This window comes from Paenibacillus sp. FSL H7-0714, from assembly GCF_038003765.1.
Classification (GTDB): Bacteria; Bacillota; Bacilli; order Paenibacillales; family Paenibacillaceae; genus Paenibacillus_AQ.
Window position 1 is genome coordinate 3,084,128 of the sequence record NZ_JBBOPT010000001.1, and the last position, 22,340, is coordinate 3,106,467.

The window sequence follows — 22,340 nt, forward strand, 5'->3', positions numbered from 1 at the left end:
GATGGGGCTGCGAAATAAAATGTTTATTCAGCATGCCGTTACGATTGTTATGCTGCTCACAGCGATGTTTTTTATCGTTAATTATACGCTTAACCAAAGTATGATTAAACGGGATACTCAGACGTTAAGTCAGTATTTTGGCTTGCATCGTATTGAGGCATTGAAGATTGTCAGTGATCAGAAAATTAATATAGAACAATTATTTTCAGGTAAGTACGCCCCCTTTATTGCGTCGCATTTGGCGTCAAACAGCAATTTCCAAGTACAACTATTCGCACTAGATGAGACGATTGTTGGGAGCAGCAGCGATAAAGAAAACTTACTTAAACGTAATGATATTCAGAAAGCGCTTACTGGTAATGCTGCCACAGTCATAACTGCAGGTGAAGGTACACAATATCTAATCTACTCAGTTCCCTTCTGGTATGAAGGAGAAATTGTGGGTGGATTTCGATATTTATTGGACCTCCATGAGAATTTGCAGACATTAAACCAGATGCGCACATGGTTCATCGCTGCAGCTGTAGGATGTTTAATTTTTTCGCTTATGGTCAGCTATTCATTCTCATCTTTGTTGGTGAGGCCTCTACATGCCTTGCAGCAGGCGCTTAAGCTTGTATCCATTGGCGATTTTAGCAGAAAGATACAGGCGAGTAGTCAGGATGAGGTAGGAGAATTAGCCAAGGATTTCAATCATATGTCGGATGCGCTGCAACATCATATCAAAATGTTAAAGTATGAACAGGGAAAGCAGAAAGCTTTCTACGACAACATAACTCATGAATTAAAAACACCATTAACTTCGATTATCGGGTTTTCGGATTTAATTGAAAGAATGAATAAGAAGGATGATATACAGGAGTGTAATACCTATATCCGTAAAGAGAGTACTCGGTTGTTAAATATGGTTGAGGATTTGTTACAGACCTCACTGATTGGTGATGAGGCTTGGCGTATCAAGCTGGAGTGTACTGATTTAGGGGCTGTCATTATGGATAGTCTACGAATCTTAGAGCCGACCCTTCAAAAATCCGCGATTGTTACCACGCTAAAGATCTCATCTTGTGAAGTGAATTTAGATCCCAAGAGAACTCAGCAAGTTCTATTTAACGTGATTGATAACGCTATTAAGCATAGCGAATGCACAAATCTCTATATCGAGTTAACGGAGCATGAGGGCTTTGGGCTGGTTCGTATCATAGATAACGGGAGAGGGATATCGCAACAATTACAAAGTATATTATTTCTACCCTCGGCAGAAAAACAGGATCGTATTATTTCAAACGAATCACATGGGTTAGGATTACCTCTATGTAAACAGTTTATGGAACTTCAAGGAGGGAGTATCGTCATTACTAGCTCGGAGAAGCAGGGGACAGAGATTCAGCTGAGATTCCCCTTAACATAACAAATGTAAGCGCTGTTACAAAACTGATACAAATTTAAAATTTTTCTGATATATGAGGAGGTTAAAGTAAGTGCCAGAGGATAAGAAAGGGCTTTCATGGTTTCGCCTCATCTTGTTACAAGTCATCATAGGCAGTCTGCTAATCGGCATGTGCGCTTACACTTTTCGAATACCTCTTGATGAAGTGCATGTTGTACCTCGACAGGAGGATCAACTTGACCGCATTGCAGGCGTTCCGATGCGCGTGGATATTACGTATCCAGGCCTAGGGACGATATCCATTGAGGATCCGAAGGAATTGCTGAAATTGAGATCTACTTTTTCTGGGTTGTTATCATCAGGAATGCAGCGTCCACAACAGTTGGTTCCGAGACTTCTGTTGACGGGAACGATGGCCTATCTGGATCAAGAAGATATTCCTTTTCAAGTGGAAACGAATGCGTTTCACTTCGGTGCGGAGTCAGTTAATTCGCTTAATGTAAGTGCAACTATCCGCAAGCTGCAAAGTACACTCATCGATAAGATGTTAACAACGTCGAGTATTGGATCTGCTGTGGAAAACAAGATTAATGATGTGTTCACACTACAGCAGGGAGTACTTACAGCTCTCACTCAGGTTGAGAGGAAGGCGTTGATATCGCAGATTCGTGCAGCAGAGCGTATTATCGATTTCAGCCATTTTGATGACTTACAACGTACACCCGATGCTCACTTTGTCATTCAGCTCACGAATGATTATCGAGTGAAAAAGCACTGGATCCATGTGGATCGTTATAACGGCGCTTACTTCGTGGTCTATGACCTTCTGGATGAGACCAATCAAAGAGTCTATTTCAAACTAAATAATGCCTCATACTGATCTTGAAGGGATGGTTTAGTCTATGGCGAGAAAGAAAAAAAACAGTAAGTCAGTCATTTTATTGTCAGTCATAGTAGTTGTGTTGGTAGCGGGGTTCTTCATGTATAAATCAGGAGTATTTGGCGGTAAAGAAATCAAAAAAATTACCGTATATTCCATTTTTCAAGAGGAAGAGGCTCGTAAAATTCTGGATAAATTCAAAGCTGAAACCGGAATTGACTATGACATCCTACGTTTACCAAGTGGAGAAGCGGTATCCCGTGTACAGAATGAAATGTCGAATCCACAAGCCGACTTTCTGATGGGAGGGCCAGCAGATTCGCACCAAGTACTGAAAGAGGCAGGTTCATTGGAAGCTTATGCTTCTCCGAATGCTTCAGACATCGCTGACAATATGAAAGACAAAGATGGCTTCTGGACAGGGTTTTATTTAAATCCAATCGCTATAGGTATTAATGAAGAACGTTGGAAAGAGAAATATGGTAGTGATCCATACCCTGAAACTTTTAAGGATTTGCTCGATCCTAAATTCAAAGGTGAAATCGGTATGTCCGATCCAGCAACATCGGGTACAGCTTATACAGCAGTAGCTTCTTTAGCCCAAGTATGGGGTGATGATGAGATGTTGAACTATATCAAACAGTTGCTGCCTAACCTTAAGGAAAGACCTAAGTCTGGCATTGAGCCCATTCAGAAAGCTGCTAAAGGGGAGTATACAATTGGTGTGACTTTCCTAGGCGATCAATTGAAGATTAAATACCAAGGCAACCCAATTGTTAGTGTTGTTCCAGAAGCAGCAGGTTATGAAGTTGGAGCCTTATCGATTGTTAAGGGTGGACCTAATACAGAGGCTGCGAAGAAGCTTATGGATTATATGCTTACCAATGAACCGGGTGAGTTGTATACGCAATCTGCATACGCAGTATCCGTTAAAGCATCAGTACCGATTCCTAAAGGTGGCATTGATATTAAAACAACGAAATACAACGATGCTTATGATTTGTTAAAAGCAGCATCGCAGCGTAAAGAGTTGCAAAATGCATTAAAAGATTTGAAATAAAAGAGCCAATAGGGGTATTGCAGGGCTGTACCATATATGATGACTGTAATGCCCCTCAAATTGGATGGCAGAAAGGTGGGAGTCGCCCCCTATGAAAGAAAAAAAAGGCATTGGGGAGTCGATCAACAGGCTCTTTAAAGATCCGTCGTCACTCGTACTTGTACTGACTAGCTTTGCATTTCTCATTCTATTTGTTATTTATCCGCTGGTAGTCGTTGTGTTTACATCTGGATTTGATAATTGGGCAACGTTTTTTAGTAAACCCCGTTATGGAAAAGCGCTATTAAATACGGTAGTTAGCTCATCATTATCCGCTTTTACAGCAACAGTGTTTGGATTTATATACGCGTATGCGATTCACTATAGTAACATCAGAGGAAAGAAGTTCTTTCGATTTATAGCCTTTATTCCATTATTAGCTCCTTCGGTTATGAGTGGTTTAGCATTCCTATTGCTTTTTGGACGTGGGGGAATGATCTCACAATGGTTAAATACCAACTTTAATTTTGAGCTTGATTTGTATGGATTACCGGGGCTGTGGATTGTTCAGACGATATCCTATTTTCCACTTGCCTACATGACTATAACGGGTGTGCTCCGCGCTATATCACCGAATCTGGAGATAGCAGCACAGAATCTTGGAGCTAGAGGATTCAAATTATTCAGGACGATTACGCTGAAACTTGCACTTCCAGGTGTTATTAACGCATTCTTGCTGGTAGCGATTAACTGCTTCGCTGACTTCGGAAATCCAAAGCTAATTGGTGGTAACTATTCACTTTTAGCAGTTGAAATTTACGGAGAAATCATTAATAACGAGGCAGGACTAGCTTCGGTCATGGGGATTATCTTAGTAATTCCTGCACTGATTGTATTCTGGGTTCAGAATAAGATTTTATCTAAAGGCTCCTACTCAACGATAACTGGTAAGCCGGTATCTGGTTTGAAACGGATCACTACATCTAAGAGGACAGATGCATTACTTTTCTCTTTTAACAGTTTAATCTCATTGTTCATTATTTCGATGTTTGCGATCACCATTCTTTTCGCCTTTACGAAAAACTTTGGTCGAGATAATACGTTCACACTGGATCATATTATGAAAGTTGTCTTAAGTTCATCTAGTCCAGCCGTTTTGAACAGCTTAGTGTTATCGCTAATTAGTGCGTTGCTGGCGGTGGCTCTTGCATTAGTGCTCGCCTATATAGTAGTTCGCAAACCTTTTCCAGGTAAAAAATTACTAGATTTCAGCGCGGTTCTTCCAATTGCGCTTCCAGGAACATTCGTTGGTCTTGCACTGATTGTTGCGTTTAGTAAAGGTCCGATTGTTTTGCAGGGATCTGCAGCATTGATAGTCATTGCGATGTTACTTAAACAGATGCCTGTAGGTTATCGCGGCTTGACTGCGTCTTTTAAACAAGTGGATAAATCGATCGAAGAAGCAGCCACCAATCTGGGTGCGAGTAGCCGTAAGACGCTAACAACGATTGTATTTCCAATGTTGCAAAAAACCGTCGTAGCGAACTTCGTCTATGCGTTTATGAAAAATATGAATACTTTGAGTACGATAATCTTCCTAATTACCCCTAAATGGGTTGTTGCAGCAGTATCGATCTTTAACTATGCCGAAACGGGAACCTATTATTGGGCAGCCGCTGTGGCAGTGGGTTTGATGGGTGCAACACTTGGTACACTGGGAGTGATCAAGTTGATCTTCCGTTCCAAAGTGAAAATATTTGATTTCTAATGATTTTGAAGGGAGTGGGCACGATGGAATCCAACATACTACTAGATTTGAAAAATGTGAATAAAGTGTTCGGCAATAACCATGTCTTGAAAAATATCAACTTAAAGATTGAACGGGGGAAGTTCATCACCTTCCTTGGTCCGAGTGGTTGTGGGAAGACGACTTTATTACGTTCCATCGCGGGTTTCTATACCATCGATGATGGTGAGGTGTGGATTGACGGGAATTTGGTTAATGAATTACCTCCATATAAAAGGGGCACTCCAATGGTGTTCCAGGAATATGCCTTGTTCCCGCATATGACGGTATTTGATAATATTGCTTATGGACTAGATATTAAGAAAAGACCTGAAGCAGAAGTACAGGAACGGGTAATGGCTGTTATGGCCCAGGTCAAATTATCCGGACTTGAAGAACGATATCCCCATGAAATGTCTGGTGGACAACAGCAACGTGTAGCTATGGCTCGTGCCTTAGTGATGAATTCGCCGATTATTCTCCTGGATGAGCCACTAAGTAATCTAGATGCTAAATTACGTGAAGAGGTACGCGTTGAACTGCGAACAATTCAACAGGAACTTGGACTAACCGTAATATATGTAACGCATGATCAATTGGAAGCTTTGTCGATGTCAGATCAGATCGTTGTTTTTAATAAAGGAGCTATTGATCAGTACGGTACGCCGCATGAAATATATTATAAACCTCGTACACAATATGTAGCTGATTTTATTGGTTCTACCAATTTTATTGAGGCAGTAGTCATGCAAAGTAAAGAGGGTACGGCAACAGTTAGCTACGGCTTTGGAGGGGATAACGTTACTATTACTACAGATGAAAAGTTGACAGAGGGTGAGGAAGTTCTTCTGAGTGTTCGCCCCGAATCATTGCGACTAAATCATCCGGACATTAGTGGATTTAACATCATGGGAGTAGTCCAATCCTCGATGTTTCTAGGAGAAAAGGAAAGATATTTCCTTGCAGATCAATGGGGCAAAGAATGGATTGTCGATGCTTATGATATTGGTCAAAAGACTTTCGATGGTCAAGTTCGGATGAGTGCGGCAATAGACAAAATTCATATTATTAAAAAGGTTAGTCCGTAAACTGAAGTAGATGTTCCAAAAAAGGAAAACAGTCGTTTTCCTTTTTTGGCGTATCGTTTTATATAGAACGACGGCTATAGGCTAGTCTATCAGGAGGAGACGTTCTAATTGAGAACAAAGGTGATTATCCTGTCATTGGTTGCGGTAACAATACTTCTTCTAATATATTTCTATCCTGGACAGAAAAGCAATCAGCCTCTCAAAGTATATGTAATTTTTCAAGAGGATGAAGCGCGTATTCTGTTGGAGAAATATAAGAAGAAGACGGGACAGTCTTATGAGCTTATTCGCATGTCTGGCGGTGAGGCAAGCTACCATTTGATGTCGATCAATAAGACTGGCATTGATGTTGTTCTCGGTGGGCCTGCTGATCTTCATGAGCAGCTCAAGAACAAAGGGAAATTAATTCGCTATTCATCACATGTTGCTGATGAGATCCCCGACATCTATAAAGATAAAATGGGCTATTGGACAGGTATATACATGGGTGCATTGGCTATTGGTGTAAATGAGCAGGTCTGGAATCAAGATCCTCAGCTTGTAGCTTTACCTCTTCCGGAACGCTACGAAGACTTATTACGTCCCGAGCTCAAGGGGAAAATTGAAATTCCGGACCCAGAAACCTCAGGTACAGGATACACATTGCTAGCCTCTCTTGCACAAGAACGTGGGGAGGAGCAAGCTCTAGCATTGGTGAGTGCTCTTAAGAAGCAGAGTTCATCAACTACATTCTCAGGAATTAGTTCTGCCCAGCGGCTTGCAGTAGGTGAAGTTGCTGCTGTTATCAGCTTTATGGGCGACCAGCTTCGATTTAAGAATTCGGGATATGCTATACAATCTTCTATTCCTCCACAAGCTGGATGGGAGATAGGTGCAGTGTCGATCTTGAAAGGTGGGAACAACGTGACTGCTGCTAAGCAGCTGGTAGATTTTGTACTGTCAACAGATGCTCAGACAGATTATATGAATTCCGCATTTTCCTTACCTGTGATGCCGAATATTAAGATCCATCCGCTATTGTCTTCTGTTAAGCTGGAAAAATTAATGATTACGTATCGATTCGATATCGCTGCTGCGAACCGAGAGGAATTACTCGCTAAATGGCATGAGGTCAATAAACGCTAAGGTATTGTTCACTCATTATTCAACGGCCATCGAGAACTTTATGGTTAAGTTCTCAATGGCCGTTATTTATTACTCGAGAAAACCAACTTTCATCATATGAAAAATTCACAATAGAAAATCACAAAATAAACAACTCTATCTAGTTACTTTCAATAATTTCATCATCTATCCCTATTAAATTTCTATACAAATCGGAAAAAGTGAACCCACTACCACATTTCAGGTTGTGAAAGTTGGAAAATAGTGCTTATACTAGAGTTATAGAAGGTAAGATTAACCAAAAAAACACAACATGAGGAGGGTTTATATGGCGTTTATGATTGCTCAACGGGCTTTTATCAAGGTGTATCTTATAACAATGGTAGAACAACATCGCGGGTATGGATACCAAATGCTTGAGGATTTACGTCGAGATTTCAAGGCACATGGATATTCCCCTCCACAGAGCGAAATTTATCGCGCGCTGCATGAGCTGGTACAGCAAGGAATTTTATATCGTACTAAACAGCTAAAAGGGAATGACCCGAAGGTGGATTTTCAAGAAATCGTCTTATACCATTTCACAACTGATGGAGAAGAGAAAGCGAAGCTATATAAGAAGCAGGTGAAGACGGATCTTGATCGCTGCTTAGGTATTTTGAACAAGGCGGTTGCGGATAACTTCTAGAACTGGAACTATAGTTATATTTTCAGGATGCTCTCACCCTGTTATAATGGTTACTGCCGGATAATTGCAGTATATACTTGGAGGTAACAAATGATGGATGAACATATGAAACGTCGATTGGACAAACAACGTAAGCTATTCAGCCAACTTGGCATCACTCTAGATGCTCTAACCATACATGAAAAAGAATTCAGTATGAAGCTTCGTGGTTACGATGCGGAGGAAGTGGACACATTTTTAGATAGCGTAATCAAGGATTATGAGCGTTTTTATGCGACAATTGCTGACCTGATGGATAAATGGCAAGAACAGCAGCTGGAGATGCGAGAATTAAAATCAGAAACCAAAGCCACAGAGGTTATTCAGGTCCCAGTACTTAGAGGTGTCGACCCAAAGGAATTAGAAGAGGTCATTCTAAAACTGGAGACCAATGTCCGTCAGCTTAAAGAAAAGCTTCCCCAAATTGAAAGCTATTTATAACTCGTGAATTTTTGAGTTTCAGGAGCTGCGCTTGACATTTATAAATTTACCATTGACGAGTTAGCAGTTCATGATTTATGATATGTTCATAAATGATCATTTATATTTTAGTGGCGTGTTACCGTTAAGGGCATGAGCCAAGGATTGTCTTCATCTCGATGAGACATTTCTTGGCTTTTTTTGTTCCTAATTGACGATAATATGGGAAAGGAGTGATGAGCTTGTCGCGGGAGATCGAGCAATTTCAAGTACAGCGTGTGATTGGGAACAACGTTGTAATGGTTCAGGGAAGCAAGAACGGCAAGGAATATGTCATCATCGGTAAAGGCATTGGTTTTGCTGTGAAAGGTTCAGGTGTGATTGAAGGAAACGATCCTCGTATCGAGAAATTGTTTCGTCTAGAAGACCGCGAATCCTGGAGTCAGTATCAAATATTGCTGGAAGACATAGATCCCAAAGTGATGAAAATAACTGATGAAATAATTGCTGATATCCAAAGTCAATTTCCTGACAAATTAAACGACAAGATTTATTTGGCACTCCCGAGCCACATTCAATTCACCATTTACCGTCTGCGCAACGGGATGGATATTATTAATCCTTTTTTACAAGAAACTAAGATGTCTTTTCCGAAGGAATTTGATATCGCTTACAAGGCATCAGAGAAGATCAATGCTGAATTTCAGGTGCAAATTCCCGAAGACGAGGTTGGATTTCTAACTTATCATGTGTACTCCGCAGTTAACAATGTATCGGTGGGTCAGTTAGTAAAAGCATCTAATATCGTGAGTGAACTTCTAGACATGATTCAGCAAGAACGGAATATAACTTTTGAGCATGGCAGTATGAATCATATTCGATTAATGATCCACTTACGGTTTTCGCTGGAACGTATTTTGAAAGGATCACTAATAGATAATCCTTTTGTGAAACATATTAAGAAGGAATACAAAGAGGAATACAAGTTATCTCAAAAGCTCGGTAAAGTGATGCAAAAATCTCTTGGTGTAGATATCCCGGAGGAAGAGCTGTGTTTCCTGGCGATGCACTTACACCGATTATTTCAGACTTTAGTGAAACAAAACTAACATCTTTAGAGGAGTGGAGCATATGTTTTCCAAATGGAAATCAAAAAAAGAAGAGAAACATACTGGACATACAATCGAAATCATGGCACCAATCAGCGGAGAGGCAGTTTCATTAACAGAAGTTCCCGATGAAACCTTTGCTGGTGGTCATATGGGTAGCGGGATTGCTATCAGACCTTCCGAAGGGGTACTAAAAGCTCCTTTTGATGGCACGGTTGCTCATATCGTGAAATCGAGTCATGCAGTTATTCTGGAACATTCCTCCGGTGTGCAATTGCTGTTACATATCGGAATCGATACTGTCAGTCTTAAGGGCAACGGATTTGTCAGTCATATTGCCTCTGGAGATCAAGTGAAGGCAGGTCAAACCTTAATCGAATTTGATCTGGATGTTATTCGCGCAGCAGGCTGTGACACAATTTCACCTGTAATCGTGACTAGTACGGAGGAAACACCACCTCAAGTGAACGGACATTATGGTCAGGTTACAGCAGGACAGGATCTGATTCTTACAGTGGCTTCAAAGTAATAAGCTGATACAGCATTACTACTATTGAATCGAAAGGATGATATTTTATGTTGGGTTTTCTACAGAAATTAGGTAAGTCGCTTATGCTTCCGGTAGCAACTTTGCCTGCGGCAGCTATTCTTCAAGGATTAGGTCTGATTAACTACGAAAAAGATATACCTCTGGGGGCAACGATAGGTGGATTCCTGAACCATTATTTTGTTCCATTTCTAAATGCCGGTTCGGGTGCTATCTTCGGAAATCTTGCTCTAATCTTCGCAGTAGGGGTTGCCATTGGATTTGCCAAGGACGCCGTAGCAGCCTTGTCAGCAGTAATTGCATACTTAGTACTAGACAAGATTCTGATTGCCGTACCCCTTCAGTTCTCTTTTATTGATGATGCTGTAAAGTTGAATATGGGTGTGCTTGGGGGTATATTTGCCGGTGCCTGGGCAGCATTTCTATATAAGAAATATCACAATATAAAGATGCCAGATTGGCTTGGGTTCTTCGCGGGTAAACGTTTTGTTCCAATCATTACCGCAGCTTCCACGATGGTCCTTGCAGTATTAATTGGGATGGTCTGGAGCCCTGTACAAGATGTAATTAGTGATTTCGGAAACTGGGTAGTGTCACTTGGCGCAGTTGGAGCGTTCATTTTCGGTACAGCTAACCGTTTGTTGATTCCGACAGGTCTTCACCACGTACTTAATTCGATTGCTTGGTTCCAAATTGGTGATTTTACGAATGCAGCGGGTGAATTGGTTAACGGTGACTTAAATCGCTTCTTCGCTGGAGACAAAACAGCTGGGATGTTTATGACTGGATTCTTCCCAATCATGATGTTTGCGCTTCCAGGTGCAGCGCTTGCATTTATTCATACAGCTAAACCAGAAAAACGTAAAATGGTAGCTTCCATCTTTATCGGTTCTGCTATTGCTTCCTTCTTAACAGGAATCACAGAACCACTTGAGTTCTCCTTTATGTTCTTGGCACCAGCCTTGTACGCAGTTCATGCTTTACTTACAGGATTCTCGATGGCGTTAATGTACATTCTGGATGTTAAGCTTGGTTTTGGTTTCTCCGCTGGTTTGATCGATTATCTGATAAACATGAAGCTATCCACCAATGCATGGATTCTTATCCCTGTAGGTCTGTGTTTCTTCGTTCTGTACTATGTGTTGTTCCGCTTTATCATCACGAAGTTCAAGCTTAAGACCCCTGGTCGCGAAGATGATGATGATGCGCTTGTAGCACCAACTGGAGGTAATGGAACAGGTTCAGCTGTTTCTTCCAAGGCTGCTCAAATTCTTGAGCACATCGGCGGACCTTCAAACATCGAAAATATCGATGCTTGTATTACACGCCTACGTCTGATCGTTAAAGACGAAAAAGCCGTTAAAGATTCCGCACTGAAACAACTCGGTGCTTCTGGTGTGATGAGACTTGGTCAAGGTGCTGTACAAATCGTATTTGGTCCGAAATCGGAGCAATACAAAGAGGAAATCGAGAAGTTACTATAACTTAACGTACTCCGTTTAAATTTATTAGCAAGGGCTAGTCCGCATACTAGCCCTTGTTTTTTTGTATACTTACAGGGATAAAGTGTTGCAATATACACAATACCTAGTATAATACTTGGTATAACCATGCAAAGGAGTCGGTACATATGTCAGTCGACGATTATCTGGACCTTTTAAATTATGCCAAAGCAATTAACGATGGACAGTGGCAGGCTGACATCATAGAGAGCTTAAAGAATCTTAACACAGTATCGGAAGAACCTCAGGTTCAAGAAGAAAGTGTGATAGAATTATGGTCACGGTTTGATTCCGTTAACATATTGATCATGAAGTTGTTTGAGAAGCTGCGTAAGAATGAAGAATCAGATGAAGTGTTACATTGGAAAGAACAGCTGCTGGAGCTTAAGCTGGAGCGAAGTATTTTGTCCAAGAAGATTCTTAACCGATATATTCGAATTCGATAATTGGAATCAAAACAGATAGGTAAGACCAATAATGAAGACAGTTACCTTATTAATTAGGGGCTGTCTTTTTGTATGTTTTATAATGCATTATGATAATTATGAAGAATTCTGATACAAAAATGTACTGACAGTCGTCTTACTTATAGCTGCAGCTGATAAGGAGGATTTACACGATGGAAATTCCGGAATCTGAAATTTTTAAAACAATATTTTATGAACATTACCCTGTTGTCCGCCGTAAGCTTGCCGCTTTGGTACGTGATGAATCGGCGGCTGATGATTTAGCTCAAGAAGTTTTTCTGAGATTGTACCGTAATCCACCAGATGATCCAGCAGCGCTGGGTGCCTGGCTTCATAGAGTCCTAACTCGTATTGGATATGATTATTTGGACAAAAAAGCAAGGGAACGGCGACTGCAGAATAAACAAGAGCAGCTTTATGATGCTAGTGAATCTCCCCCTTCAGGTGAAGAAGTCATAATTAGTAAGCTAGATCAGGAAGATGTACACATCTGGCTGAATGAATTGCCTGAAAGAGACAGACAAGCGCTTCTTCTTCGCTACTCGGGGTACAGTTATGTGGAAATCGCGGGAGAGCTTGGAGTAAGGCCTCCAGTAGTAGGGACCCTGCTTCACCGAGCGACAGAGAAACTAAGACAAAATGCAACGAAGGCGATACCCCAGACGAAGTAGACTTCTTTTGAGGAGAAGTTACGAAGTAATCTTTAAAATCAGGAGGTATAATAATGAATAACTATTCAGGAAAGCAAGATAAAGATAAGCAAAGTACAGACGAAGCCTGGGCCAAGCTACAGAGTAAGTTAGAGAATGAGCCTTATAATCCTCAATGGGCAAAATGGAGTCAAAATACGGAAGCCCAAACTGAGGATTCTGTTAACTTAAGTCAGGTTGAAAATCTAGAGAACCTTGAATCAGAGTCAACTCCAACGGTAGTACAGGACATACTTGTAACTACCCATGATAAGAAAGTACAACGTCCGCGTCGACTGCGTATGAACCGTCGTCGGAAACTAGGAGTTGTAGCTGCAAGTGTAGCTGTTTTTGCAGTCATACTCGCGACCCCTATAGGAAACACAGCAATGGCATCCATTCTGAATCAGTTCCGGATGGAACAGGTTACGGTTGTTCAGGAAAGTGATCTGCGTAATATTTTCACACAGGTGGCTGAAGACGGTGAACTTAATCGATCAATTAATCAATTCGGTGAGTTTACAAACGCTAGCGGGGCTTACATTGGTGAGTTGCCTGCGGATCAACTGAAGGCTACCCTAGGCTATCCAGCGAAAACCGCTGCTTTAGTGGAAGGGCATAATTCAGTTACGGTGGGTGCTTCACAAGATATCACGCTTAATCTGAAAGTGGACGAAGTGAACAAAGCCCTGAAAAAAATTGGAGCAGAACATCTGCTGCCCGAATCGATTGACGGTAAACCAATTACACTTCATATCCCGGAATTTGTGAATTACAATCTCTCATCTGACGAAACGCACTGGGCAAGTCTGTCGCAGATGAATGCACCTGTACTTAACGTTGATCCTTCTATTAAAGTGGAAGAGGCTTTGGAAGCTGTAATGAATTTCCCACTGCTCCCAGATTACTTGAAGACTAGCTTAATGCAAAGCAGGGTCTTATCCGGAGAAATCCCAATGCCGTTAATCGCTGGTGAAAATACGGAGCAAATAACTGTGGGTGACACTTTAGTTATAGTTGACAATTATGAATACAGCCGCGGTCCTGTATATCAAGCTACATGGATTCAGGATGGACAGCTATTCAATTTGTCAGGTGAGCTCTATTCGAGTAAAGAGAAGCTTATGACCAAGGTTCAGGAGCTGATTGAATCATGAGTACTGCAGCAATTGAAGCCAAGTCCCTAACTAAAGAATATGATAACGGACGCGGTTGTCGAAATGTAAGTATTACTGTAGGGAAAGGGGAAGCCTTTGGCTTCCTCGGCCCTAACGGTGCAGGTAAAAGCACCTTTGTAAAAATGCTTGTAGGTCTTATTCATCCATCAAGTGGCAGTGGAACTCTGTTCGGGCATAAGATTGGTTCGCTAGAAGCTAAATCACTAATCGGTTATTTACCCGAATTGTATCGTTATCAGGAATGGCTAACGGGTGAGGAGGTTGTGAGGCTGCATGCAAGACTATGCGGAATGCAACGGTCTGTAGCAGATAAGAGAATTTCACAACTTCTTGATGAGGTTGGAATTGGTAAGCGTGGACGTGACCGAGTGAAGCATTACTCTAAGGGAATGCAGCAAAGACTGGGTTTAGCTTGTGCACTTGTTAATGAGCCGGCTATCGTTTTTTTGGATGAGCCCTCATCGGCACTAGATCCAATCGGACGTCAGGAAGTCCGGCGTATATTACAGAATCTAAAAGAAAAAGGGGTTACGATATTTCTAAACTCTCATCTGTTAGAGGATGTTGAAGTACTTTGCGACCGAATGGCGCTACTAAATAACGGAGTTATTCTCCGGCATGGTAAAGTGTCCGAGGTGTTAAACAAGCGTATGAGCTGGCGATTTAAAGTAGGCGGCTTTGCGCCTATTTTATTGTCGTGGCTAAAAGATCAGACAGGCTTGCAGATCCGGGTGTCTTCCCATACCGAAGAATCCATAGACAGTAGTAGGGTTTGGTTGGAAGCGGAACTGGAAAGTGAAGAGCAGGTGGGTTGGCTGAATACACTGATTATAGAACAAGGGATGACCTTATATGAAGTTTCACATCAGCAAGAACGTCTAGAAGAGTGGTTTATGAATGCTGTATCAGGACTAAGCCACAGAGGTGAACACGAATGAGAATTATAATGGGTATGACCTGGAAAGAACTGATGCGCAAAAGAGTAATGGTGCTGACATTAATTATGACCGTGGTCTTTCTTATTGGGTTTTGGTTTATTGCGGGTACGATCGGACAAAGTTCTATGTCTCACGGATCGAGTTTTGCTAGCGGAGAAGAACTCCTTATTCGTTTTACAAATGGTTTATTTATTTTATCGTTTGGATTTTTCTTCGGAGCATTTGTAATTGCTTTTTTAGCTATTTTTAGTTCGTTTTCCGCCATTTCAGGTGAGGCAGAGCAGGGAGTGATGCAAGCCTTGCTTCCAAGACCAATTCCACGCTGGAAATGGTACGCAGGTCGCTGGCTTGGTTATGTAACACTAGGGATAGGTTATGCACTTATTTTATTTGTTTCTATATTGCTAATTACGCAAGCCCATACCGCAATTCCAAGAGATGGATTAGCGTTATTCAAATCATTCTTGCTCTTTTCTTCCATCGTACCGTTGCTAATAACTGTTTCTATGCTGGGTTCAGGATTCTTCTCAGCCCTTGGGAATGGAGTCTTTATGACGATGCTTTATGGAGCAGGATGGCTAGGAGGAATGATTGACAAGGTAAGTAGTTCTTTATTATCTAAGCCCGAAGCACTTAGCACTCTAAATAATATGACGGGTATAATGTCCTTACTTATGCCTGTAGATGGGTTACAGCGCAGAATGACTGCTGAACTGTTTAGTATTAACGAAATGAACGGGATGTTTAACGCTTCCAATAGTCTATTTGGGTTAGATAACTTCACCTCAGTCCCATCTAATACATTTATCGTCTATGCGATCTTCTATACGCTAATCGCTTTCTTAATCGGATTGTATCGTTTTCAACGGAAAGATCTATAGCAGTTTAACAATATTTCTAAGAACTTAAAATGCCCTTTTTGTTGCCGGATTTACGGAACAAAAAGGGCTCTTCAAGTTAGTATAAGTCGGATTAATTTGTAACACCAAGCTCAATCCAGTCCGTAGACCAATTTCCAATTTCACCAAGTATAGGAGCCAACGCGGTTCCTTTTGGAGTAAGGGAGTACTCAATGCGTACTGGCATTTCTGGATATACGGTTCGCTCAATAATACCTTCGATTTCCATTTCTTTTAATCGGTCAGATAACACTTTACCACTTAGATTGGACAGACAGCTTTCTATTTCGCCAAAACGACGTGGACCTGGCATAAGCACGAAAACGATCAGCGCGACCCAACGTTTACTTAGCAAGTCTACCGCTTTTTCAAAGCGAGGACACATGTTGAAATCATTCATAATATCACCTCGACATTCATTATATCATAAACTTACATAAAGTAATTATAAATATTTAAAGATATATTATAACTTGACGAAGTTATATTACAATGATAAACTTACTTACAAATAGTTACTTATATTTTAACTAATATTCGATCCTTAAGTTTAGCTACTGCTAAGCATCGATGGACATTGAGGAAGGTGTACCCATGATTAAACCAGATATTATTTCTATCCTACAAAATAAAATTACTCGAATTCCTTTAGAAAACAGTACAAATTTATTAGTTGGACCGATTACTTTACCCGTGAATTTAGACGGAGAGACTGTTACTTTTAAATGGTACAACTGGCTGAACACTACGGATGCAGAGCTTCTTGGTGATAATAGTGAAGCAACAGCCGCTTTGATTTCAAAGTTACCATCCATGAGCCTCGCAGATGGTCAGCAATCCAGTGTTTTAGTATATGGTGATTTCGAAGGTTCAGATGAAGCTTTGATTCGGATGCACAGCATTTGTCATACCGGCGATATTTTTGGCAGCAAACGTTGTGATTGTGGCTTCCAACTGCATCAGTCCATGAAAATGATCGTCGAGCACGGTTCAGGTGCGTTATTCTATCTTGCTAACCATGAAGGTAGAGGCATTGGACTGTTTAGCAAATCTTTAGCGTATCTTTTACAAGAAGAAGGATACGATACAGTTGAGGCTAATTTAGAGCTGGGTTTTTCTGATGATTCAAGAAATTATGAAGAAGCGATTAGCGTTCTACAACATCTACGTCATAAACCAGTCACGTTAATTACGAACAATCCGAAGAAACTGGAAGCTCTCAAGACTGCAGGTATGAATGCTGTGAAAAGAGTACCGCTGTGGGGAGATGTATCTTCTTTTAACGAGAAATACTTACGCACCAAAGTGGCTCGTTCTGGACATCTAGAGGCAGTGAAAGAAGCGAATCCAATTGTAGGAAGACTGGCTAAGTAAAAATTGAGGTAGTGCTTTTGCACTTCTTCAATTATAATGGGTTACTGGAACCCAACTTTAAGCTTAGTGAGGTACAATATGACTGCTATTCAAGTACAAGACTTACGCAAAACATTCAAAGTACAAAAAAACCGCGAAGGTCTCAAAGGGGCCTTCGCTGATTTGTTTAAAAGGGAGTATACGGAAGTAACTGCTGTAAAGGATATTTCCTTTTCCATTCCCGAGGGTGAGATTTGTGGTTATATCGGCGAGAACGGTGCCGGGAAATCAACCACGATCAAAATGCTCACGGGTATTCTCGTACCAACTTCAGGAAATCTTACGGTGGGTGGTTATGTTCCTTATTTGGAGCGCGAGAAATTCGTGAAGAATATCGGTGTGGTGTTCGGGCAACGCAGCCAGCTATGGTGGGACATTGGGGTCATTGAATCCTTCCAGCTGCTGCGCAAGGTATACCGGGTATCTGAACAAGACTTCAAGAAACGGCTGGATGAATTGGTCGAAAGATTGCAGTTGCAAGAACTACTGAATCGTCCTGTTCGTAAGCTCAGTCTCGGTCAGCGGATGCGTTGTGAATTAGTCGCAGCATTACTTCATAACCCTTCGATTGTATTTCTGGACGAGCCAACCATTGGTTTAGATATTGTGGTGAAGTCAGAGATCCGTGAATTCCTTAAAGATATGAACCGTGAGCATGGAACAACCATACTGTTGACTACACATGACCTGCAAGATATTGAAGCCCTTTGCTCGCGGGTGATTATGCTTGATGATGGTCGAATTATTTATGACGGCGGACTAGAAGATCTGAAACAGCGCTGGGGAACCGGACGTGAAGTTCAATTTCAATTCGGAAATGCAACGAAACGGCAATTGCTTGAGCTTTGGACTGAAGGGATGCCGGTTACTTGGTCTGCAGACAACGATCTTGGAGCATCGGTTTGGATACCGCTGGATATTAATGTATCCGATGTTTTGGGACGGGTAGTAGGGAAAGCCGACATTACTGATATCAAAATCATTGAGACGAATACGGACGATATTGTTCGCAGTATTTATCAATCCGGGTCTGCGGATAAACCAGAGAAACAAGCTGCCGCTCTGAAGGATGAAAGAGAGGCTTTACATGTCTGATAAGCTTAATGCTGCAACAGCTATGTCTTCGTCCTCAGGAGGTTCGTCTTCAGGTGGTCCTCCAGAAAATAGTCGTAGATTACTGTTTGGGGCGTACTTAGATTTTATACGGATCCGGTTCCTTACCATGCTTGCTTATCGGATTAACTACTACTCAGGTATTCTTATCTATTCACTGAATATTGGGGTTAACTATTTCACTTGGATGGCCATCTATGGTAATGGGGATTCATTGGGTGGCTTTACTGCAACGCAAATGACATCATATGTTGCTGTGTCGTGGATGGCTCGAGCCTTTTATTTTAATAACCTAGATCGCGAGATCTCTACGGATATCCGTGATGGAAGTATCGCTATCCAGTTTATAAGGCCCTATAACTATGTCTTAGTCAAAATGATGCAAGGTCTTGGAGAGGGAATGTTCCGCTTCCTCTTATTTATGATTCCCGGCATGGCGATAGCGATGCTGCTGTTCCCGGTTCAATTACCGACAGCGCCATCTGCATGGGCGGGTTTTCTTGTAATGCTCTTTTTCAGCTTTTTGATTAATTCACAGATCAATATTATTACTGGGCTCTCGGCTTTCTTTGTTGAGAATAATGAGGGCATGATGCGTATGAAGCGGGTAATTGTTGATCTGTTCTCTGGTCTGATCGTGCCGATCAGTCTGTTTCCTGACTGGCTATCTTCTATACTTAAGGTGCTGCCGTTTCAGGCGATTACTTACTTGCCAGGTTCTGTATTTACAGGACGGGTGCAAGGGGTTGGGATTTGGAATGTACTAGGGATACAGATCGTTTGGTTCCTGGCATTACTGATTCCAATTGTCTGGTTATATCATGCGGCGCGGCAGCGTCTCTTCGTGCAGGGAGGTTGAGGAAACGTGTATTACCTTGGATTATTAATTGAATACATTAAAAACTATATGAAGTCCCGGCTCACCTATCGCGCCGATTTTTGGGTAGAGGTCATATCAGATTTGCTCTTTCAGGCTACAAACTTTATCTTTATACTAGTAATCTTCATGCATACGGATAGCCTTGGCGGCTGGAATCAGAACGAAGTAGTGTTCGTTTATGGGTTCTTTATGGTGCCTTTTGGGGTGTTTAGTTGTTTTGTGAATCTATGGGGATTCAGTGAGCGTTACATCGTCAAAGGTGAGATGGACCGTATTTTGACACGTCCGGCGCATAATCTGTTCCAGATCTTTTTGGAAAATGTTGATCCACCAGCACTAATGGGCTCTTTCATAGGTATTATTATTATGGCCATCAGTGGTAGTAATCTGGGTCTTCCCTTTGAATGGTGGACGATACCGGCTTTGATCATTCTTACGTTAAGTGCCGTCGCCATCTATACTGGGATTTATACAACATTGACTTCATTGTCTTTCTATTCGGATGCTCCTACTGGCATTCTTCCGTTAATGTACAACATTCAGACTTATGGCCGTTATCCGGTAACGATTTACAATCGTGCTATCCAGGTACTTCTAACTTGGATTATCCCGTTTGCATTCGTCGGGGTATATCCAGCAGCGCTCTTCCTGCAGCGTGAAGAAATGACGAGCCTGGCGCTGATGACACCTGTTGTAGGTGCGATATTCCTTGGGATTGGTCTGTTAGCTTGGAGTTATGGGGTTAGAAGATATAAGGGCGCGGGATCTTAAGCTAAGCTATTGTCTTGTTAAGTTGGAAAGGCTACCTTCGGGTAGTCTTTTTTTTCACTCCTAATTCATCAATATGCTAAAATCATTAATAACTAGAATGGGGAGGAATCATAGATGAATGTGTTAGATATTTTACCAGCACCCGAAAACTTAAAAAAACTCATGAAAATACTTGCTTCTCTAAATATTGTCCTATGTTCAGAGGAATGGCTTCGCTATCATAGTTTTGATTCTAAATTTGATAAGAATGTTTCTCTAGCATCGATCGATAATGGCTCAGGTGATCATTTGTTTATTATTTTTACACCTCAAGGAACGATAATTAAAGGTTTTGATCATGAATCCGAAGTAAGTCCATATGCGCGCGACGAACATGAAGTTTGGCCAGGAATCTATGAAGAAGTCCCAACCTCACTATTGTCTTTACTGGAAGATGAGGCGATAACTAAGGATGATGTTACTTTTTGTTTTTGGCGTGAAAATAATGACTTGACGTGGAAAAAGGGGAAGGTAGAGATTCCAGCGGGGACAGAAGATGGTTCGGATTTTTTGCTAGGGACTATTTTCCGCACAGCTGAGGATTTTGTGGAATTTGCCGAAGGTTATTTTGAACTCACACTCCCCTTAGAGGTTGTTGCACAAGTTTATGAGGGTGCAGCTATTACGAAAGAGATGATCAAAGCGTTAAATCCTGATGGTGATATTGAGAAAATCCTTCAGGAATTAGCAGAGCTAGACTCTTAGGTAATTATCGATTTGAAAACAGAGAGGGATGCGAAATAAATGAAGGGCTGCCGATAGGCAGTCCTTTATTTATTGATCGGAAGTATTTCTTAATGAGGAGCGAAAATAGGAAATAAAAACAGAATACTTTCTCTTTATCAAAGTTTTATTTACATATATCATTTTACTAAAGATACAAGTGAGAGGGATAAAACTTTACATAATTCAAGCGATCTTAATAACTCTCAAATCAATTTCGTGAGTGTGAGTTAGGTTCCAGAGTAGAGTATTTGGAGTGGAAGTTTTAAAATATTGTTTTTCAAAGAGGGGGCAGTTTGTTATATGTTTGGAATTATGGCTATTTCCGGCCTGTCTTTTCTTCTAGTGGCGATATTTACGCCGTTGTTGATCTGGACACTGCACAGGCTGAGGCTAACGCAGCCAATTCGCTCCGAGTTACCAGCGGATCATCAGGCCAAACGTGGTACACCGCTTATGGCAGGGTTGGTCCTGCTTATCGGGATAGCGATCTCGTTACAGTTTCATCCCGGACCTCTAATGTTACTCTTATGCGTCACGTTTTTGTTGTTCAGCTCAGTCGGATTTCTCGATGATTTCAAAAAGGCTTTTTGGCAAAATCCGTCCGGCATCACCGGTCGCTCAAAGCTAGTGTTACAATTTATTTTTACTGGAACCATTTTGTATGTGTTGTTCCATTCGTTCGGCCTGACGAGCGATATTGGGTTATTTCAAGGGGACTATTTGCAATTGCCTTTGTACCTTTATGTCGGAATCATTTTGCTGTTTGTGGTGGGCTCCGCAAATGCCATCAATTTTACGGACGGTCTTGATGGGCTACTGATCAATGTAGCCATTCCGACGTATTTTTTCTTTTTTATGATTTCGGACAAACCTGAAGTGCAGACATTTTCCCTTGTTATGATCGGCTGTCTGCTTGGGCTGTTCCTTTACAATATTTATCCGGCAAGAGCGTTTATGGGCGATACAGGATCGCTGGCGATCGGTGGCTCTCTTTCCATTTTAGCTGTCATTGAGAAGGTCGAGCTTTTGATACCGATTTTGTTTTTCGTCTATTTTGCGGAGCAGTTGTCGGTCATATTACAAGTTTGGTACTATAAACGAACTAAGCTGCGTCTGTTCCGAATGGCTCCGATTCATTACCATTTCAGCTTAAAATATGGATGGAGCGAAAACAAAATCGTGATGATTTTCGGTTTCATTTCTTGGGTATCCGTACTGATTTGCTGGTTAATTTGGAAATATCTCATGCACTAAATAAATTTTGCATTTACAAATCTATAAAAGTAGATATAATAAAATGCATGGAACCTTTAGTGATATTTAAAGCTTTGTCTAACGAGACGCGTAGTCAGATTATGATGTGGTTAAAAACTCCAGAGGAATTCTTTGATGAGAAGCCTTATTTACAACAAGGCCTTAGTTTTCGAACTGGAATATGCGTGGGAGATATTCAAGCTAAAGCGGGACTTGCACAGTCTGTTATCTCGAGTTATTTGTTGACAATGCAAAAAGCTGGTTTGTTGGAATCTGAGCGAATTGGGAAGTGGACGTACTATCGTCGGAACGAGAAGACAATTCAGGAATTTTCCGAGTATATTAAACAGAAACTATAAATGAGAGGAGGGAAGACTTTTTTTT

The 22,340-nt window shown here is 41.3% G+C and carries 24 protein-coding genes; 23 read left to right on the plus strand and 1 reads right to left on the minus strand.

Annotated elements, in window-relative coordinates; genetic code table 11:
* The first annotated feature begins 1 nt into the window (after position 1).
* The 16 genes from NST34_RS13730 to NST34_RS13805 all read left to right on the plus strand — a co-directional run bounded on the left by NST34_RS13730 (position 2) and on the right by NST34_RS13805 (position 15,742).
* Positions 2-1,408, plus strand: coding sequence for a sensor histidine kinase (locus NST34_RS13730; RefSeq protein ID WP_076286422.1), 1,407 nt, complete (start codon positions 2-4; stop codon positions 1,406-1,408).
* A 70-nt stretch (positions 1,409-1,478) separates the two neighbouring features.
* Positions 1,479-2,267, plus strand: a complete 789-nt coding sequence (locus NST34_RS13735) for a DUF3919 family protein (protein WP_042187743.1) — start codon at positions 1,479-1,481, stop codon at positions 2,265-2,267.
* 22 nt (positions 2,268-2,289) lie between these two features.
* On the plus strand, positions 2,290-3,327 hold the full coding sequence (locus NST34_RS13740) for an ABC transporter substrate-binding protein (protein ID WP_076286421.1): 1,038 nt from the start codon (positions 2,290-2,292) through the stop codon (positions 3,325-3,327).
* Positions 3,328-3,418: 91 nt separating this feature from the next.
* Positions 3,419-5,074 (plus strand): ABC transporter permease, encoded by a 1,656-nt coding sequence (locus NST34_RS13745; protein WP_341128005.1) that lies wholly within the window; start codon positions 3,419-3,421, stop codon positions 5,072-5,074.
* 23 nt (positions 5,075-5,097) lie between these two features.
* Positions 5,098-6,180, plus strand: a complete 1,083-nt coding sequence (locus NST34_RS13750; protein WP_042187748.1) for an ABC transporter ATP-binding protein — start codon at positions 5,098-5,100, stop codon at positions 6,178-6,180.
* Positions 6,181-6,288: 108 nt separating this feature from the next.
* Complete coding sequence (locus tag NST34_RS13755; RefSeq protein WP_341128006.1) at positions 6,289-7,305, plus strand: extracellular solute-binding protein; 1,017 nt, start codon at positions 6,289-6,291, stop codon at positions 7,303-7,305.
* 307 nt (positions 7,306-7,612) lie between these two features.
* Positions 7,613-7,972 carry a helix-turn-helix transcriptional regulator gene (locus tag NST34_RS13760; protein ID WP_042187753.1) on the plus strand — a complete coding sequence of 120 codons (360 nt, stop codon included), beginning with the start codon at positions 7,613-7,615 and terminating at the stop codon, positions 7,970-7,972.
* 93 nt (positions 7,973-8,065) lie between these two features.
* Positions 8,066-8,452 (plus strand): DivIVA domain-containing protein, encoded by a 387-nt coding sequence (locus NST34_RS13765; RefSeq protein ID WP_341129540.1) that lies wholly within the window; start codon positions 8,066-8,068, stop codon positions 8,450-8,452.
* A gap of 221 nt (positions 8,453-8,673) precedes the next feature.
* The gene (locus NST34_RS13770; protein WP_371915749.1) at positions 8,674-9,540 is read left to right on the plus strand and encodes a PRD domain-containing protein; all 867 of its coding nucleotides are present in this window, start codon (positions 8,674-8,676) and stop codon (positions 9,538-9,540) included.
* Positions 9,541-9,562: 22 nt separating this feature from the next.
* Positions 9,563-10,069 (plus strand): PTS sugar transporter subunit IIA, encoded by a 507-nt coding sequence (locus NST34_RS13775; RefSeq protein WP_341128007.1) that lies wholly within the window; start codon positions 9,563-9,565, stop codon positions 10,067-10,069.
* Positions 10,070-10,116: 47 nt separating this feature from the next.
* Positions 10,117-11,571 (plus strand): N-acetylglucosamine-specific PTS transporter subunit IIBC, encoded by a 1,455-nt coding sequence (nagE, locus tag NST34_RS13780; protein ID WP_042187760.1) that lies wholly within the window; start codon positions 10,117-10,119, stop codon positions 11,569-11,571.
* 146 nt (positions 11,572-11,717) lie between these two features.
* Complete coding sequence (locus NST34_RS13785; RefSeq protein ID WP_042187762.1) at positions 11,718-12,035, plus strand: hypothetical protein; 318 nt, start codon at positions 11,718-11,720, stop codon at positions 12,033-12,035.
* A gap of 173 nt (positions 12,036-12,208) precedes the next feature.
* The gene (locus tag NST34_RS13790) at positions 12,209-12,727 is read left to right on the plus strand and encodes a sigma-70 family RNA polymerase sigma factor (protein ID WP_076286416.1); all 519 of its coding nucleotides are present in this window, start codon (positions 12,209-12,211) and stop codon (positions 12,725-12,727) included.
* A gap of 53 nt (positions 12,728-12,780) precedes the next feature.
* Positions 12,781-13,902, plus strand: coding sequence for a hypothetical protein (locus tag NST34_RS13795; protein ID WP_341128008.1), 1,122 nt, complete (start codon positions 12,781-12,783; stop codon positions 13,900-13,902).
* Positions 13,899-14,861 carry an ABC transporter ATP-binding protein gene (locus NST34_RS13800; protein ID WP_341128009.1) on the plus strand — a complete coding sequence of 321 codons (963 nt, stop codon included), beginning with the start codon at positions 13,899-13,901 and terminating at the stop codon, positions 14,859-14,861. The genes NST34_RS13795 and NST34_RS13800 overlap by 4 nt, the downstream gene beginning before the upstream one ends.
* Positions 14,858-15,742 carry an ABC transporter permease subunit gene (locus NST34_RS13805; RefSeq protein WP_341128010.1) on the plus strand — a complete coding sequence of 295 codons (885 nt, stop codon included), beginning with the start codon at positions 14,858-14,860 and terminating at the stop codon, positions 15,740-15,742. The genes NST34_RS13800 and NST34_RS13805 overlap by 4 nt, the downstream gene beginning before the upstream one ends.
* A 91-nt stretch (positions 15,743-15,833) precedes the next feature.
* Here NST34_RS13805 and NST34_RS13810 read toward each other — a convergent pair whose 3' ends face one another.
* The gene (locus NST34_RS13810; RefSeq protein ID WP_042127276.1) at positions 15,834-16,160 is read right to left on the minus strand and encodes a winged helix-turn-helix transcriptional regulator; all 327 of its coding nucleotides are present in this window, start codon (positions 16,158-16,160) and stop codon (positions 15,834-15,836) included.
* 194 nt (positions 16,161-16,354) lie between these two features.
* Here NST34_RS13810 and NST34_RS13815 point away from each other — a divergent pair, with 194 nt between their 5' ends.
* From NST34_RS13815 to NST34_RS13845, 7 genes are all read left to right on the plus strand, one after another.
* The gene (locus tag NST34_RS13815) at positions 16,355-17,134 is read left to right on the plus strand and encodes a GTP cyclohydrolase II (protein ID WP_341128011.1); all 780 of its coding nucleotides are present in this window, start codon (positions 16,355-16,357) and stop codon (positions 17,132-17,134) included.
* A 78-nt stretch (positions 17,135-17,212) separates the two neighbouring features.
* Positions 17,213-18,268 (plus strand): ABC transporter ATP-binding protein, encoded by a 1,056-nt coding sequence (locus NST34_RS13820; protein WP_042187774.1) that lies wholly within the window; start codon positions 17,213-17,215, stop codon positions 18,266-18,268.
* A 127-nt stretch (positions 18,269-18,395) separates the two neighbouring features.
* Positions 18,396-19,145 (plus strand): ABC transporter permease, encoded by a 750-nt coding sequence (locus NST34_RS13825; protein ID WP_042193809.1) that lies wholly within the window; start codon positions 18,396-18,398, stop codon positions 19,143-19,145.
* A gap of 48 nt (positions 19,146-19,193) precedes the next feature.
* Positions 19,194-19,937 (plus strand): ABC transporter permease, encoded by a 744-nt coding sequence (locus NST34_RS13830; protein WP_179085851.1) that lies wholly within the window; start codon positions 19,194-19,196, stop codon positions 19,935-19,937.
* A 114-nt stretch (positions 19,938-20,051) separates the two neighbouring features.
* Complete coding sequence (locus NST34_RS13835; RefSeq protein ID WP_076298896.1) at positions 20,052-20,681, plus strand: hypothetical protein; 630 nt, start codon at positions 20,052-20,054, stop codon at positions 20,679-20,681.
* A 321-nt stretch (positions 20,682-21,002) separates the two neighbouring features.
* Positions 21,003-21,956 (plus strand): phospho-N-acetylmuramoyl-pentapeptide-transferase, encoded by a 954-nt coding sequence (gene mraY / locus NST34_RS13840; protein WP_341128012.1) that lies wholly within the window; start codon positions 21,003-21,005, stop codon positions 21,954-21,956.
* A gap of 47 nt (positions 21,957-22,003) precedes the next feature.
* Positions 22,004-22,315 carry an ArsR/SmtB family transcription factor gene (locus NST34_RS13845; protein ID WP_060624147.1) on the plus strand — a complete coding sequence of 104 codons (312 nt, stop codon included), beginning with the start codon at positions 22,004-22,006 and terminating at the stop codon, positions 22,313-22,315.
* The last annotated feature ends 25 nt before the right edge of the window (positions 22,316-22,340 follow it).

What these genes read in the sequence shown, in the direction of transcription:
- NST34_RS13730 (WP_076286422.1), top strand. Translation starts at nt 2, where the DNA reads ATGGGGCTGCGAAATAAAATGTTTATTCAGCATGCCGTTACGATTGTT.
- NST34_RS13740 (WP_076286421.1), top strand. Translation starts at nt 2,290, where the DNA reads ATGGCGAGAAAGAAAAAAAACAGTAAGTCAGTCATTTTATTGTCAGTC.
- NST34_RS13745 (WP_341128005.1), top strand. Translation starts at nt 3,419, where the DNA reads ATGAAAGAAAAAAAAGGCATTGGGGAGTCGATCAACAGGCTCTTTAAA.
- NST34_RS13750 (WP_042187748.1), top strand. Translation starts at nt 5,098, where the DNA reads ATGGAATCCAACATACTACTAGATTTGAAAAATGTGAATAAAGTGTTC.
- NST34_RS13760 (WP_042187753.1), top strand. Translation starts at nt 7,613, where the DNA reads ATGGCGTTTATGATTGCTCAACGGGCTTTTATCAAGGTGTATCTTATA.
- NST34_RS13765 (WP_341129540.1), top strand. Translation starts at nt 8,066, where the DNA reads ATGGATGAACATATGAAACGTCGATTGGACAAACAACGTAAGCTATTC.
- NST34_RS13775 (WP_341128007.1), top strand. Translation starts at nt 9,563, where the DNA reads ATGTTTTCCAAATGGAAATCAAAAAAAGAAGAGAAACATACTGGACAT.
- nagE (WP_042187760.1), top strand. Translation starts at nt 10,117, where the DNA reads ATGTTGGGTTTTCTACAGAAATTAGGTAAGTCGCTTATGCTTCCGGTA.
- NST34_RS13785 (WP_042187762.1), top strand. Translation starts at nt 11,718, where the DNA reads ATGTCAGTCGACGATTATCTGGACCTTTTAAATTATGCCAAAGCAATT.
- NST34_RS13790 (WP_076286416.1), top strand. Translation starts at nt 12,209, where the DNA reads ATGGAAATTCCGGAATCTGAAATTTTTAAAACAATATTTTATGAACAT.
- NST34_RS13795 (WP_341128008.1), top strand. Translation starts at nt 12,781, where the DNA reads ATGAATAACTATTCAGGAAAGCAAGATAAAGATAAGCAAAGTACAGAC.
- NST34_RS13800 (WP_341128009.1), top strand. Translation starts at nt 13,899, where the DNA reads ATGAGTACTGCAGCAATTGAAGCCAAGTCCCTAACTAAAGAATATGAT.
- NST34_RS13805 (WP_341128010.1), top strand. Translation starts at nt 14,858, where the DNA reads ATGAGAATTATAATGGGTATGACCTGGAAAGAACTGATGCGCAAAAGA.
- NST34_RS13810 (WP_042127276.1), bottom strand. Translation starts at nt 16,160, where the DNA reads ATGAATGATTTCAACATGTGTCCTCGCTTTGAAAAAGCGGTAGACTTG.
- NST34_RS13815 (WP_341128011.1), top strand. Translation starts at nt 16,355, where the DNA reads ATGATTAAACCAGATATTATTTCTATCCTACAAAATAAAATTACTCGA.
- NST34_RS13820 (WP_042187774.1), top strand. Translation starts at nt 17,213, where the DNA reads ATGACTGCTATTCAAGTACAAGACTTACGCAAAACATTCAAAGTACAA.
- NST34_RS13825 (WP_042193809.1), top strand. Translation starts at nt 18,396, where the DNA reads ATGCTTGCTTATCGGATTAACTACTACTCAGGTATTCTTATCTATTCA.
- NST34_RS13830 (WP_179085851.1), top strand. Translation starts at nt 19,194, where the DNA reads ATGAAGTCCCGGCTCACCTATCGCGCCGATTTTTGGGTAGAGGTCATA.
- NST34_RS13835 (WP_076298896.1), top strand. Translation starts at nt 20,052, where the DNA reads ATGAATGTGTTAGATATTTTACCAGCACCCGAAAACTTAAAAAAACTC.
- mraY (WP_341128012.1), top strand. Translation starts at nt 21,003, where the DNA reads ATGTTTGGAATTATGGCTATTTCCGGCCTGTCTTTTCTTCTAGTGGCG.
- NST34_RS13845 (WP_060624147.1), top strand. Translation starts at nt 22,004, where the DNA reads ATGGAACCTTTAGTGATATTTAAAGCTTTGTCTAACGAGACGCGTAGT.